Raw genomic sequence first — 14,188 nt, 5'->3', positions numbered from 1 at the left:
CTCTCTCCTCCCCGCTCACGCAGGGCTGTCTGGAGAGAAGGAAAAAGCGGTCAATCCGTCTTCTCGTCGAGCAAGCCCGATACGAAATCGAAAAGACCCGGCCGGCGGTCGCGGCGCAGCCGCTCGGCCACGACGATGCCGCGCACTTCAGCGAAAGCACGGTCTAGATCGTCGTTGACGATGACGAAGTCATATTCCTTCCAGTGCTCGATCTCGTTGCGGGCGTTCTTGAGCCGCGTCTCGATCACTGCTTCCTGATCCTCGGCGCGGCGCTTCAGCCGAGCCTTCAATTCCTTCATCGACGGAGGCAGGATGAAGATCGAGACGATGTCGGCGCGCATCTTCTCCTTGAGCTGCTGGGCGCCCTGCCAGTCGATGTCGAACAGCATGTCGCGTCCCTGCGCCAGCGCCAGTTCGGCAGGCTCGCGCGGCGTCGCATAGCAATTCCCATGCACCTCGGCCCACTCGAGCAGCGCGTCGGAATCACGCAGCCGCTCGAATTCGCGCATCGTGCGGAAATGGTAGTGAACGCCCTCGATTTCCGAGCCGCGGCGAGGCCTTGTGGTGACCGAGACCGACAGTTCGAGGCTGGAATCGCTCTCCAGAAGGTTGCGCGCGATCGTCGACTTGCCGGCACCCGATGGTGACGACAGGACGAGCATCAAGCCCCGGCGGCGGATGCGGGATCCCAAATCCCTGGCAACCATCGGTTCCTTGGCAACCATCGGCTACTCCAGATTCTGGACCTGTTCACGAAACTGGTCGACGACCGCCTTCAGTTCCAGCCCGATCGCGGTGACGGCGGCGGCATTCGACTTCGAACACAGCGTATTCGATTCACGGTTAAATTCTTGTGCCAGAAAATCGAGCTTGCGGCCAACGGCGCCGCCGCCCTCGAGCAAGGCCCGGCCAGACGCGACGTGCGTTTTCAGCCGGTCGATTTCTTCGCGAATATCGGCCTTGGTGGCAAGAAACGCCGCCTCCATGTGCAATCGGCTTGCATCCAGATTGGCGGATGCGTCCATCAACAGCCTGACCTGCTCGGCGATGCGTTCGCGGATCGCCACCGTCTCGCGCGACGGGTCCGCTTCCGCGCGCAGCGTCAGTGTCTCGATGGTGTCGATATGACCTGACAACAGCAGGGCCAGTGCGGCACCTTCGCCCTGCCGGGCCTGTTCCAGGCCGTTCAGCGCCACGTCGAGCGCGGCCATGATGGCGGTGTCGAGCGCGGCCCGCGCCTCGTCGGTTTCGATGGTTTCGGGAACGTCGAGCACACCACGCAGCGACAGCAATCCGTCAGCCGTCGCGGGCGCAACGCCGAACTGTTCCTGCAATCGCTTGGCCAGGCCGGCGAGATCTTTCAGAAACACCTCGTTGACGACTGGTTGCGTCTGGGCGCCGGCGGCACGGCCGATGGTCAGCGTCGCCTGGAAGTTGCCGCGCGCGAAACGCTTCTGCAGCGTTTGCCGAAGCACAGGCTCCAACCGCTCGAACCCCTGAGGCAGCCGCAACCGCACCTCAACGCTCTTGCCGTTGACGGATTTGACTTCCCAGGCAATGGAGGTGCCGTCATGCTCGGCGACGGCGCGCGCAAAACCGGTCATGCTCTGCAAATTCATGTCGCCTGCACATCCCTGGCGCCTCACCCCGAAACCGGTTTTCCGGAGGGACAAGTGCGGCTTAAAATGATCACTCCGCGAATACGTCGAAATCGGACGCCTGGCGTTCCTTCAAATGTCAGGCCGCCGCCTTCCAGGCAACGCTTTTCTTAGCCTTACTGGGCCGCGCCCGCATCACCGCCCGCATCGCCATTGTCGCCATCGGTGCCGCTGTCAATGGCAGGCCTGTCGTCAGCAGGCTTGTCGTCAGCAGGCTTGTCGTCAGCAGGCTTGTCGGCACTGCCGCCGGTACCGGCGGCAGCAGCAGCCTTGGCTGCCTCATCGGCCTGCTTCTTCTGCAGCGCGCGATAGCGGGCGACGTTTTCATTATGCTCGTTCAGTGTCGAGGCAAAGACGTGACCGCCCGTGCCGTCGGCGACAAAATAGAGATCTTCGGTCTTCGACGGATTGGCCACGGCCTCAAGGGCCGCGCGGCCCGGATTGGCGATCGGTGTCGGCGGCAAGCCGCTGATCACATAGGTGTTGTAAGGCGTCTGCTTCTGGATGTCGGACTGATAGATCGGGCGATCCGCCGGCTTGCCCTTGCCGCCAAACAGACCGTAGATGATGGTCGGATCGGACTGTAGACGCATGCCCTTGGCCAACCGGTTCAGGAAGACGGCGGCCACGCGTGAGCGTTCATCGCCCTTGCCGGTTTCCTTCTCGACGATCGAGGCCAGGGTGACAAAGTCCTCGACACTGGCCAGGGGCAGATCCGGCGCGCGCCGCTGCCACACCTCATCGACCAGTTTCTTCTGATCGGCGAGCAGCTTGTCGACCATCTGCTGACGCGTTGCGCCACGCGTGAAGCGTAGCGTGTCGGTGGCAAGGCTGCCCTCGGGGGGCGTCTTCGCCGGCATATCGCCGCTCAAAGCGGGTTCGTCGGCGATGCGCTGCAAGGCCTGCTCGACCGTCAGCCCCTCGGGAATAGTCAGCGAATACATCACCGACTTGCCGCTCTTCAGCAGTTCCATGATGTCGCGCATGGATGCCCTGGGCTTGATCTCGTACTCACCGGCCTTGAGCGCGGAATCGTTGCCGAAGGCACGCACGCCGAGGCGGAACACGCGGGCGTCGCTGATCAGTCCGCGGCGCTCGAGCTGGTCGGCAATGTCCTGGACCCCGGTGCTGGGCTTGACAAGGAAAGTGTCGCCATTAGCGGATGGGCCGGGTTCGGTAAATTCCTGCTTGCCGAAATAGAGGGCCACGCCCGCCGCCAGAACCATCAGCATCACCGCGGAGAGGACGAAGTTCATGAACACGACGACCTGGCTGCGCGAAGCGCGCGAGCGTTTCGGCGGCGGTGTTCCGGCTTCCGGCCGCAAGGCTTCGCTGGCCGTCTTCGGCACGATTGGCCCGGTGTTCGCCGGCCTTTGCCCGAATTCTCCGTTGCCCGACGGATTAGTGTTCATGTCGCCCTACCGTTCGATCTCTCAACGAATCCCCTGCGGCAGAGTAGGGGTGAATATGGCAAAATTCACGACACGCCAAAGCATTGTCCGGCAACCGGACCGTCAGCCATTATACCGCTGGAAGACGAGCGAGGCGTTGGTGCCGCCAAAGCCGAAGGAATTGGACAGTGCCACGTCGATCTGGCGGGCGCGTGGCTTGTTCGGCACCAGGTCGATCGCGGTTTCGCGTTCTGGATTGTCGAGGTTGATGGTCGCCGGTGCGATATTGTCGCGGATGGCGAGGATCGAAAAGATCGCCTCGGCCGCGCCTGCCGCTCCCAGCAAATGGCCGATCGACGATTTGGTCGACGACATCGAGATCTTCGACGCCGCATCGCCGACCAGCCGCTCGACAGCGCCGAGTTCGATCGTATCGGCCATGGTCGAGGTGCCGTGCGCATTGATGTAGTCGACATCGGCCGGCGTAAGCTTTGCCCGGTTCAACGCCGCCGTCATGCAACGGAAAGCGCCGTCGCCATCTTCAGCCGGTGCGGTGATGTGATAGGCGTCGCCGGTCAGACCGTAGCCGGTCACCTCGGCATAGATCTTGGCGCCACGCGCCTTGGCATGCTCGAGCTCCTCCAGCACGAGTACGCCGGCGCCCTCGCCCATGACGAAGCCGTCACGGTCGCGGTCATAGGGCCGAGAGGCCGTTTGCGGGGTATCGTTGCGCTCGGTCGACAGCGCCCGGCACGCGGCGAAGCCGGCGAGCGACAGCCGGGTCACCGGCGATTCGGCGCCGCCAGCCAGCATGATGTCGGCATCGCCGAAGATGATCAGCCGGGCGGCGTCTCCAATGGCGTGCGCACCGGTCGAGCAAGCGGTGACGACAGCGTGGTTGGGGCCTTTCAACCCGTGCCGGATCGAAACCTGGCCCGAAACGAGATTGATGATGTTTCCGGGAATGAAGAACGGGCTGATGCGGCGCGGGCCGCGTTCCTTGAGGATGATCGCGTTCTCGGCGATGCCCTCAAGACCGCCGATACCGGAGCCGATCAGCACACCGGTGGCGCAACGCTCCTCCTCGGTTGAAGGTTGCCAGCCCGAATCCTTCAGCGCCTCATCGGCGGCCGCGATCCCGTACAGGATGAAGTCGCCGATCTTGCGAAGTTCCTTCGGCTCAAGAATGGCTTCGGGATTGAGCGTGCCGTTGGAGCCGTCGCCGCGCGGAATGACGTGGGCGATCTTGCAGGCAAGATCGTCCACCTCGAACTCGGTGACGCGCTTGGCAGCGCTGCGGCCGGTCAGCAGTTCCTTCCAGCCGTGCTCGAAGCCCATACCGAACGGCGAAACCAGGCCAAGGCCCGTGACGACGACACGCCTCATCGCAGGTCCTCCCCGGTGACGACTGCGAAAAGCGTCAGGCCGAAGCCTTGTCGATGTACTTCACCGCATCGCCGACCGTCAGGATGGTCTCGGCCGCGTCATCGGGGATCTCGACGCCGAATTCTTCTTCGAACGCCATGACGAGTTCAACTGTGTCGAGGCTGTCAGCGCCCAGATCATCGATGAAGCTCGCCTGCTCCGTCACTTTGTCGGCATCGACGCCAAGGTGCTCGATGACGATCTTCTTGACGCGCTCTGCGGTGTCACTCATTTGGGGCATCCTCGTCTTTTGTTTGTCTGTCTTCGTTAGCGGGCGGAATGCCGCTAATCAAGCTGAAAGATGGTCCTGCCGGAAACGCAACGGCCACGGACCGGTTTTGCCCGAACCGCCGGGTTGCGGGCCGCATTACACGAAAAATAGCCGAGGTCCAAGCCGAAATGGTGGGTTTTCACAGCCCGTCGGTGTTGCTCTCGGACCTCGCTCAGATCATCGCCATACCGCCATTCACATGAATGGTCTGCCCGGTTACGTAGGCTGCCTCATTCGAAGCCAGATAGGCAACGGCGGATGCCACTTCGGCACTGGTGCCCATGCGCCTGGTGGGGATCGCCGCCATGATCGCCTCTTTCTGCTTGTCATTGAGCTTGTCGGTCATTGCCGATTCGATGAAGCCCGGCGCGACGCAGTTGACGGTGATGTTGCGGGTGGCGATCTCCTGCGCCAGCGATTTGGACAAGCCGATCATGCCGGCCTTGGAGGCGCAGTAATTCGCCTGGCCGGGATTGCCGGTCACCCCGACCACCGAAGTGATGTTGATGATGCGGCCATGGCGGCGGCGCATCATCGGGTGAGTGAGTTCACGGGTCAGCCGGAAAACGGCGGTGAGATTGACCTCCAGCACCGTATCCCAGTCGGCGTCCGACATGCGCACGAACAGGCCGTCCTTGGTGATGCCGGCATTGTTGACCAGGATGTCGACGCCCTCCAGATCGGCCTCCGCCTTCTGGCCGAGTGCCTTGACCTCGTCGCGGTTCGACAGGTTGGCCGGGAACAGCTTGACCCGGTCGCCCAGTTCGGAGGCCAGCGTCTCCAGTTTCTCGACACGCGTGCCGTGCAGGCCGACGGTCGCGCCTTGCGCATGCAACACCCTGGCGATCGCCTCGCCGATGCCCCCCGATGCGCCGGTGACAAGCGCCTTGCGGCCGGTCAGTTCGAACATCTCTTGTCCTCTTCTCAAATCGTACGGACGGTTATCGATAAACATCACCCCGATGGCCAATCGTTACCACCAGAATGACCAGCCGCCTGTCCTGTACATCGCAGATTACGCGGTAATCCCCAATCCGATATCTCCAAAAAGTCGTCAAAGAAGATGTCGGCGGCGAAGAATTCAAGTCACAGCGCAGCCACAGCCGCCTCCACCTCGGCTGCGGAACCCACGGAGGCGGTGGCGATGTCGCGGTTGATGCGACGAGCCAATCCTGAAAGCACCTTGCCGGCACCGATCTCGTAAAGCGTGGTGACGCCGTTGGCGCCGAACCATTCCACCGTTTCGCGCCAGCGGACGCGACCGGTCACCTGCTCGACCAGGCGCCCGGCGATCCCGTCAGGATCGGTGGACGGCTGCACCGATACGTTGGACACCACGGGAACGATGGGCGCGGTCGTTGTCACGCCGGCAAGTGCCTCACGCATGACATTGGCCGCCGGCGTCATCAGCGCGGAATGGAAGGGCGCCGAAACCTGCAGCATCAGCGCCCGTTTGGCGCCTTTTGCGGTGCACAGTTTCGCTGCCAGTTCAACCGCCGCCTTCGCCCCCGATATGACCAGTTGGCCGCCGCCATTGTCGTTCGCCACCTGGCAGACGGCCCCCTTGCCAGCCCCCAGGGCGGCCTCAACGCAGGCGGCTTCGACATCGGCCTGCTCCAACCCGATGATCGCCGCCATGGCGCCCTCGCCGGCCGGCACCGCTGCCTGCATGGCGTTGCCGCGGATGCGCAGCAGACGGGCGGCATCGGCAACGGAAACGAAGCCGGCGGCGGCGAGTGCCGAATATTCGCCCAGCGAATGGCCGGCGACATAAGCGATCTTGTCCTTCAGCGAGAAACCGCGCGTTTCCAGCGCCCTGATCGCCGCCAGCGACACCGCCATCAGCGCCGGCTGCGCATTGGCCGTCAGCGTCAACGTCTCTTCGGGACCCTCCCAGATCAGCTTCGACAGGTTTTCGCCGAGCGCGTCATCGACTTCCTGGAAAATCCTGCGTGCCTCCGGAAAGGCATCGGCAAGATCCTTGCCCATGCCGACAGCCTGGCTACCCTGTCCCGGAAAGGTGAATGCAACGGCCATGCGAGGGCTCCCCTGACTGGTTTTGCTTGCCTGATACTACGAATTTTTCCTGCCTGTGACGCAAGGCAGGCCGCCAAGTCAAGCCACTTCAGCCCATGCCAATGGGCCTATCCATGTGTGAGTGCCTGTTCCGAAAGGCTTTTTGGCGATCACACCTGATGAAAACCGCTCACGAATCGTTCGCTGGCTCTTCTTATTTCCGCCACAGGCGCTAGCTTTGCGTGACAATTATATGACAATCGAATGACGTGGGTTGTCTTCGGGCGGGAAGTTAAAGTGGCAAAGAGTTTCAAACGTGCCGGCAACGCGGCGCCGCAGTTCCTGGAAGACGATCCGTCCACCGGCTATCTGCCGGGTCGTAGATGGCCTGTTGTCCGCTACGGGCTGATCAGCCTAGTGATCTCGGCCGTCCTAGTGTTCGCCATCGAATTGATCGTGCGCGGTGATATCGCCGGCACCGTTTCCTTCTTCCTGCAGCCGTTCAAGCCGGGCTGGACAACCATCGTCGTCTTCGCGCTGGTCCTGATCGGTCTCGACGCGGTGCTCGGCCGCAGTCATCAGAGCCTGATGATCGTTGCGCCGCTGACCCTGTCGCTGGCCTTTGTCGGCCACCAGAAGTCGCATTATCTCGGCGATCCGCTCTACCCGACGGATTTCCTCTACGCCCGCCAGATCTTCGCCCTGTTGCCGCTCTTGGTGCGTGAGCGGCCAATGACGGCGCTGGCCATGGTCGCGGGCATCGTCGCCGGCCTGTCCCTGCTCGTCTATGGCTGGCGGCTATGGCGCCGCAAGATTCCGGCCCTCAGCCGCAAGGGCCGCCTTGCCCGGCTGACGTTGGCGGTGCCGCTGCTCGCCTTCTTCGTCTCGATCATGGATTACGCCACCTTCTCGTGGACCAGGGACCGGCTGCAGATCATCCCGATCATGTGGGACCAGAAGGAAAACTACGCCTCCAACGGCTTCGCGCTCGCCTTCGCGCTCAACGTGCCGATGGCGCATGTCTCGGCACCGCCGGGCTATTCCGACAAGGCGATCGCGGCGATCGAGCGGCCCGAGGTGACCGCCTCGGTGCCGGCCCAGAAGCCGGACATCATCATCGTCATGAGCGAATCCTTCTGGGATCCAACCAAGCTGCCCGGAGTCACCATTAACCCCGATCCGATGCCCAATGTGCGGGCGCTCCGCTCGGGCTCGATGTTCTCGCCCGAATTCGGCGGCATGACCGCCAACATCGAATTCGAAGCGCTGACCGGCTTTTCCAATGCTTTCCTGCCGGCCGGCAGCATCCCCTACCAGCAATATGTCCGCACCCCGACGCCGTCGATGGCGACCTTCTTGAAGAGCGAAGGCTATAGGGCACGCGCCATCCATCCAGGCACGAACTGGTTCTGGAACCGCGGGGCGGTCTATGCCGATTTCGGTTTCAACGACTTCAAATCGGAAGAGACGCTGCCGCCCATGGAAAAGCGCGGACCGCTGGCATCCGACGCGGCGATGACCGACGAGATCATACGCGGAGCGGACGCCAGCGAGGACCCGGTGTTCTTCTTCGCCGTTAGCCTGCAGAACCACGGCCCCTATGAACCGAACCGTTATTCGAACCCGACCCATTCGGTGCAAGCGCCGATCAGCCAGTGGGCGCGCGACTCGCTGCTCTCTTACGCCGAAGGTTCAGCCGACGCGGACCGCGGCCTTGAACGGCTGATCGAATGGGCCAAGACGCGCGAGCGGCCGACGATTGTCGCGTTTTTCGGTGACCACCTGCCGCCGCTCGGACCGGTCTATGTCGAGACCGGCTTCCTGAAGGACAACGTCGCACCGCGCAAGGAACCGACGCCGGAAGCCGCCCTCGAACATCACGCGACACCGCTGATCATCTGGTCGAACCGCTCGGGCCCGGTCGAGAACCTGGGCACGGTCAGCCCCGCGTTCCTGCCCTATCATATCCTCACCGCCGCCGGCATCACCCATCCTTACTACACCGGCTTCCTGGGCGAGATGCGGGAGCGCTATCGCGTTGTCGACCGCAACCTGCTGCTCACCCCGGCCGGCGCGGCCACGCCCGACTGGTCGCGTCAGAAGGAGATCGACCCGGCGATCCGCGATTTCCAGCTGATCCAGTATGACATGATGTTCGGCAAGCGCCATGCCGCGCCCGACTTCTTCCCCGAAACGGTCGACAAGGTCGTCGCCCATACGAGTTGAACCGATCGGCGCGCAATTGATTTCCCTGCCGCCCGCCTTCGGATCAGCCAACTCAGTTCGTCAGTTGCAGCTTCGAAAATTTGTTGGCGATCTGCAGAAACACGTTCGGCAGCTTGGCCGGATCGTTGACGGCATAATAGTCGCTGGGGGTCGAGGCGCAGGCGCTGTAAAGGGTGCGGTTGGCGGCGGTGTCGGATTGTAGCACCATGGTGTAGATTTGCACGCCCTCATCCTTCAATTGAGTGCAGACGCTCTTGGTCCACCCGTCGACGTTGCGCGCCGCTGCCGTCTGGTTGTCCGATCCGAAACGGCCACCCGCGAGATAGCCATAAGATGTGTAGTCGGATTTGGTTGGCTGTTCGCTGGCGCCATAAACGACATTCTCGCCGTCGGTGAGCAGCAGCACGATCTTGCTAACGCCTGGTGTTTTCCACGGCGCGCCGTCGGTGTACGGCGCGCCAGGCGAGAGCACGCGCATGCCCCATGACAGGCCTTCGGAAACATTGGTCCCCGAGCCGTTCCACTCAGTCATCTGACTGGCTGCCTTGCGCAGTTTGTCGAAATCGCCGGTCAGGGGAACCACCGGTGTCGGACACGCACGGTTCGGGCCTACGGTGATGGCGGAGCCGGTCTCGGTGATGAGTTCCCTGGCGGGCGCGACATATTTGGCGATCTTTTCCTTGGCGGAATTTCCAGGCGCCAACACATCGCCAAGAAGATCACTGAAATCGATACGCAGGAGGTTGCCTTTCTGCTTGGCGAGCTTGGCCTTGTCGCTGACGTCGTCCAGATAGGAGTTATTGTAATATTTAGCCGAATTGCCATAGGACGCTGACGGCATCTGGGCATCTTCCGGGTCGTCCGGTGCAAAATACGGAACGAACAGAGAGTCGGGTTTGGCCGGATCGGGTGGGGTGTCCGAAATATTGTAAGCGCCCGGTCGCGCCTCGACGCAGCCCTTCCATCCTGTGCCGTTCCATCCGGGCTCGGTCCATCCATTCTCCTTGAGCTGCTTGAACAGCGCCATATGATTGGGCCGCTTGCCATCTACGACTGGGAAATTGACGCCATTGGTTGAGGATTTACCGTCCATGTCGACCCATGACGGATCGAATTCGTCGCCATTGACGTTGACGGCCGTGACGAAAGGAACCAGCGAGGCGCGGACCTCGCGCGTCGGCGACTTTGTCGCTTCAAGCGTGTCCAGCAACGATTTCGTCGCTGTTCTCAGCGCGGCAATGCGGACGCCTGCCATAGAACCGGTATTGTCCAGCACCAGCACGACTTCGAGCTGATTGTTCGATTCGACCGCCGAGGCATCGACCACGATGTGCTTGCTCTGACCAAACAGGAAAGCGAAATTCAAGCCGACGTCGGCCGAGGCCACCGCCTTGGTCTTGATGAAATTGACGCCCCGGTCGACGGCCAGGGTCGCCTTGGCGTTGACGAGTTCACCATGCCCGGCGATGTTGGCCTGGAAATAGCGGTCGAAAGCATCGGTGCGGGTAATGTCCAGATCGCCAAGATGGGAAGAGGCAAGATTTGCCGCATCGAGTGCATTCTGCAGGTTGCTCTTTGCCCGCATCATGGTCGAGACGTCGGTCGCGAAGGCCACGGCCGACAGAATGGCCGGCAGCCCCAATCCCATCAGAAGCGCGAAATTGCCGCTCTTCGAGCGCCAGAATCTGTTGAGAAGCATCCTTACCCCGCAAATGCTTGCCGCTCGATATGCGCGGTTATCGGGCTTTTGCGCCTTGCATGATGAATCGACCGTTGACGGCGTGGCTCAACCCTGCACAACCTGACATTGTGGTTAAGGGCCGGTTGCCGGGAAATCGCCAGGCCTTGCCGGCGCTGCCACCTCGTCCTTGCGGCCTGCGACATCAGGGAATGGCGCTTGGCCTTGCTTTATCAGCGGATTGCTTTATAGACGCCGCCAATCTGCCGGTCCCAGCTGGGGGCTGAACGGAGGGCCGGAGGTTTTTTGAAAACCTTCGTGTGAAGCCAGAAGCGCTTCCGCCTCCCGTGTCTCCGCTCTCGACCGTCTCGTCATGCTCCTTTCTTCCCCGCGCCTTTGAGGCACATGCGGGTCAGAGAAGTTGCAGAGGCTTTTGCCGCCGGGAACCGGGAGAGAAACGAAGAAAGGCACTGAACCATAATGGCTCTTTACGAACATGTGTTTCTTGCCCGGCAGGACCTCTCGCAGCAGCAGGTCGATGCGCTTGTCGAACAGTACAAGGGTGTCATCTCAGCGAATGGCGGGTCCGTCGGCCGGGTCGAGAACTGGGGACTGAAGTCCCTCACCTACCGGGTCAACAAGAACCGGAAGGCATACTACACGCTGATGGACCTCACCTGCCCGCCGGCAGCGCTCAACGAGATGGAGCGCCAGATGGGCCTGTCCGAGGACGTGCTGCGTTTCCTGACCATCAAGGTCGAGGCGCATGAGGAAGGCCCTTCGGCCATGATGCAGAAGCGCGAAGAGCGCTCCGAGCGCGGTGGCTTCGGCGATCGCGACCGTGGCGATCGGCCGGCCCGCAGCTTCGGCGACCGCGGCGATCGTGGCCCGCGTTCGTTCGGCGATCGCGAAGGCGGCGACCGTGGTCCGCGCCGTCCGCGCGAAGGTTTTGAAGGGGGTGCAGAATAATGGTCGACATCAACCAGATCCCGACCCGGCGCCCTTTCCATCGCCGCCGCAAGACCTGCCCGTTCTCCGGCGCCAATGCCCCGAAGATCGACTACAAGGACGTGCGTCTTTTGCAGCGCTACATTTCCGAGCGCGGCAAGATCGTGCCGTCGCGCATCACCGCCGTCAGCCAGAAGAAGCAGCGCGAGCTCGCCAAGGCGATCAAGCGCGCCCGTTTCCTCGGCCTGCTGCCCTACGTGGTTCGCTAAGTCTTCCGAACGGGCGGTTCGCCGCCCGTTCCTGTCACCGGCCATGACGGGCATGACCGGTTAGCATCAAATCCCGAGTTGGGGTCAAAACCTCTAACTGCCGCGACAGGCAGGACAGCGACACCGGCGGCAACGCCCTTTTGCTTCCTGACCTGTTCCAGAGAATTCGGCGTTGGCCTTGTGGGCGGACGCCCAACCAAAAGGAACATAATCATGGACGTCATCCTTCTCGAACGCGTCTCCCGCCTCGGCCAGATGGGCGATACCGTCAAGGTCAAGGACGGTTTTGCCCGCAACTTCCTGCTGCCGCAGGGCAAGGCGTTGCGCGCCAACGAAGCCAACAAAAAGAAGTTCGAAGGCCAGCGCGCCCAGCTCGAAGCCCGCAACCTCGAGCGCAAGTCGGAAGCCGCAGAGGTTGCCGAAAAGCTCGACGGCAAGAGCTTCATCGCCGTTCGCTCGGCTGGTGAAACCGGTCAGCTCTACGGTTCGGTGTCGACGCGCGACATCGCCGACCTGCTGATCGCGGAAGGCTTCACGGTCAACCGCAACCAGATCCAGCTCAACCAGCCAATCAAGACCATCGGTGTCACCAATGTGGCGATCGCGCTGCATCCGGAAGTCGAAGTCACCATCACCCTCAACATCGCCCGCACGGCTGACGAAGCCGAGCGCCAGTCCAAGGGCGAGACGCTGACCACCGCCGAAGCCATTTATGGCGACGACATCAACGACAATGCGCGGCCGGAAAACTTCTTCGATCCGAATGCCGAGTTCGAAGGCGGCGAAGAAAACGCCTGATCACATGCGCTCCGAGCGCCGGACCGGCGCTCCGATCATGCTGTCGATTTCCAGTCATTTCTGGACCAATGCCCGGGCCTCTCGCCCGGGCATTTTTGTGCCAAAAGGAACTTTTCGAAACCCTATATATTGATGCAGAGTAGGACAGCCTGTCTGACCGTGAGGGGACACCGGACCATGAATATTCTGTTGAAGCGCGTTCTCGACCGCCTTGTGCGCACGGGCAGTCTCAAGGTAACCGGGCCGAAAGGCACGACATTCATCTTCGGCGACGGCAGCGGCGAGTTGGTGCACATGCACATCAAGACCCGCCATGCCGAGCGCGCCATCACCTTCGATCCGATGCTGGCGGTGCCTGAATCCTACATGGACGGCGAGCTGGACATTCTGGAAGGCGGCGTGCTCGGACTGATGCGCATTGCCTTCCAGAACATGGGCAGCGGCGGCATCGACGCGACATGGTCGAAAGCCATTGAGGGCCTTCGCCACGCCTTCCGCCGCCTACAGCAGATCAACACCGCCGCGCGCTCGCGCCGCAACGTGCAACGCCACTACGATCTGTCGGGCGAGCTTTACCGGCTCTTCCTCGATGAGGACATGCAGTATTCCTGTGCCTATTTCGAGCAGCCGGACATGACGCTCGACGAGGCGCAGGCCGCAAAGAAACGTCATATCGCCGCCAAGCTCAGGCTGAAGGCCGGCCAGACGGTGCTCGACATCGGCTCTGGCTGGGGCGGGCTCGGCCTCTATCTGGCCAAGGCCTTCGATGTCGACGTGCAGGGCGTGACGCTGTCGACGGAACAGCATGGCGTCGCCACCGACCGGGCCCATGCGCAAGGGCTGGAAAACCACGTCCATTTCGAATTGAAGGACTATCGCGAGCTCAACGAACGCTTCGACCGCATTGTCTCGGTCGGCATGTTCGAGCATGTCGGGGTCAACCATTACCGCACCTTCTTCGACAAGGCGGCAACATTGCTGAAGCCTGATGGCGTCATGCTTTTGCACACGATCGGCCGCTCCGGCGTGCCTTGGGCGACCAGCGCCTTCATCCGCAAGTATATTTTCCCGGGCGGTTACATCCCGGCAATGTCCGAGGTGCTGCCGGCGATCGAAAAGTCCGGCCTCGTGGTCACCGACGTCGAGATTCTGCGGCTTCATTATGCCGACACGCTGAAGCATTGGGGCCAGCGCTTCGCCGCCAACCGGGACAAGGCAAAGGCGATCTATGACGAACGTTTCTGCCGCATGTGGGAGTTCTATCTGGCCGCCTCGGAAGCTGCCTTCCGTTGGCAGGACTTGGTGATTTTCCAGTTCCAGATCACCAAGAAGAACGACACGCTGCCTATGACGCGCGACTATATGGGCAAATGCGAGAAGGCGCTGGAGTTGCGTGACATGGGCCGCCGCGAGGCGGCTCCTGTCGAGAAGTCCGCCAAGCCCGCCCGCCGACGCAAGGTGGCGGAATAGGGGCAGCGCTGACGGGACGCATTATTGGCGCTTGCCAT

13 protein-coding genes and 1 pseudogene are annotated in these 14,188 nt (G+C 62.0%); 5 read left to right on the top strand and 9 right to left on the bottom strand.

What is annotated here, in order from left to right:
* Nucleotides 1-50 precede the first annotated feature (50 nt).
* The 8 genes and pseudogenes from gmk to fabD form a co-directional block, all read right to left on the bottom strand.
* On the bottom strand, nucleotides 51-707 hold the full coding sequence (gmk, locus tag ACVWWD_RS17465) for a guanylate kinase (protein WP_023773399.1): 657 nt from the start codon (nucleotides 705-707) through the stop codon (nucleotides 51-53).
* Nucleotides 708-728: 21 nt separating this feature from the next.
* Nucleotides 729-1,619, bottom strand: a complete 891-nt coding sequence (locus ACVWWD_RS17460) for a YicC/YloC family endoribonuclease (protein WP_352546611.1) — start codon at nucleotides 1,617-1,619, stop codon at nucleotides 729-731.
* Nucleotides 1,620-1,774: 155 nt separating this feature from the next.
* Nucleotides 1,775-3,070, bottom strand: a complete 1,296-nt coding sequence (gene mltG / locus ACVWWD_RS17455; protein ID WP_352546612.1) for an endolytic transglycosylase MltG — start codon at nucleotides 3,068-3,070, stop codon at nucleotides 1,775-1,777.
* A 102-nt stretch (nucleotides 3,071-3,172) separates the two neighbouring features.
* Nucleotides 3,173-4,435: a beta-ketoacyl-ACP synthase II gene (gene fabF / locus ACVWWD_RS17450; RefSeq protein ID WP_023773396.1), complete on the bottom strand. Its 1,263-nt coding sequence runs from the start codon at nucleotides 4,433-4,435 to the stop codon at nucleotides 3,173-3,175.
* Between the two features lie 34 nt (nucleotides 4,436-4,469).
* Complete coding sequence (locus ACVWWD_RS17445) at nucleotides 4,470-4,706, bottom strand: acyl carrier protein (RefSeq protein ID WP_006203723.1); 237 nt, start codon at nucleotides 4,704-4,706, stop codon at nucleotides 4,470-4,472.
* 211 nt (nucleotides 4,707-4,917) lie between these two features.
* Nucleotides 4,918-5,655, bottom strand: a complete 738-nt coding sequence (gene fabG, locus ACVWWD_RS17440) for a 3-oxoacyl-[acyl-carrier-protein] reductase (RefSeq protein ID WP_023782888.1) — start codon at nucleotides 5,653-5,655, stop codon at nucleotides 4,918-4,920.
* A 31-nt stretch (nucleotides 5,656-5,686) separates the two neighbouring features.
* Nucleotides 5,687-5,809: pseudogene (locus ACVWWD_RS17435) on the bottom strand (type II toxin-antitoxin system RelE family toxin); the annotation flags it as partial.
* Between the two features lie 22 nt (nucleotides 5,810-5,831).
* A complete protein-coding gene (gene fabD, locus ACVWWD_RS17430; RefSeq protein ID WP_023773393.1) occupies nucleotides 5,832-6,782 on the bottom strand; it encodes an ACP S-malonyltransferase in 951 nt (316 codons plus the stop codon).
* A gap of 243 nt (nucleotides 6,783-7,025) precedes the next feature.
* On the opposite strand from fabD, the gene ACVWWD_RS17425 reads away from it, so the two are divergent.
* Entirely contained in the window at nucleotides 7,026-8,987 is a 1,962-nt protein-coding gene (locus ACVWWD_RS17425) for an LTA synthase family protein (protein WP_352546613.1), read from the top strand.
* 52 nt (nucleotides 8,988-9,039) lie between these two features.
* Here the strand turns inward: ACVWWD_RS17425 and ACVWWD_RS17420 are convergent, their stop codons facing one another.
* The gene (locus tag ACVWWD_RS17420) at nucleotides 9,040-10,686 is read right to left on the bottom strand and encodes a pilus assembly protein (RefSeq protein ID WP_023773391.1); all 1,647 of its coding nucleotides are present in this window, start codon (nucleotides 10,684-10,686) and stop codon (nucleotides 9,040-9,042) included.
* Between the two features lie 459 nt (nucleotides 10,687-11,145).
* On the opposite strand from ACVWWD_RS17420, the gene rpsF reads away from it, so the two are divergent.
* From rpsF to ACVWWD_RS17400, 4 genes are all read left to right on the top strand, one after another.
* The gene (gene rpsF / locus ACVWWD_RS17415; protein WP_015318508.1) at nucleotides 11,146-11,634 is read left to right on the top strand and encodes a 30S ribosomal protein S6; all 489 of its coding nucleotides are present in this window, start codon (nucleotides 11,146-11,148) and stop codon (nucleotides 11,632-11,634) included.
* Nucleotides 11,634-11,882 (top strand): 30S ribosomal protein S18, encoded by a 249-nt coding sequence (gene rpsR, locus ACVWWD_RS17410; protein ID WP_006203718.1) that lies wholly within the window; start codon nucleotides 11,634-11,636, stop codon nucleotides 11,880-11,882. Before rpsF ends, rpsR begins: the two co-directional genes overlap by 1 nt.
* 213 nt (nucleotides 11,883-12,095) lie before the next feature.
* Nucleotides 12,096-12,680, top strand: coding sequence for a 50S ribosomal protein L9 (rplI, locus tag ACVWWD_RS17405; protein ID WP_023773390.1), 585 nt, complete (start codon nucleotides 12,096-12,098; stop codon nucleotides 12,678-12,680).
* 177 nt (nucleotides 12,681-12,857) lie between these two features.
* Nucleotides 12,858-14,150, top strand: coding sequence for an SAM-dependent methyltransferase (locus ACVWWD_RS17400; RefSeq protein ID WP_023795299.1), 1,293 nt, complete (start codon nucleotides 12,858-12,860; stop codon nucleotides 14,148-14,150).
* Nucleotides 14,151-14,188 lie beyond the last annotated feature (38 nt).

The organism is Mesorhizobium sp. URHB0026 (assembly GCF_054059755.1).
Note: the sequence above shows the minus strand (reverse complement) of the source record. Positions and strands in the feature narration are given on the sequence as shown.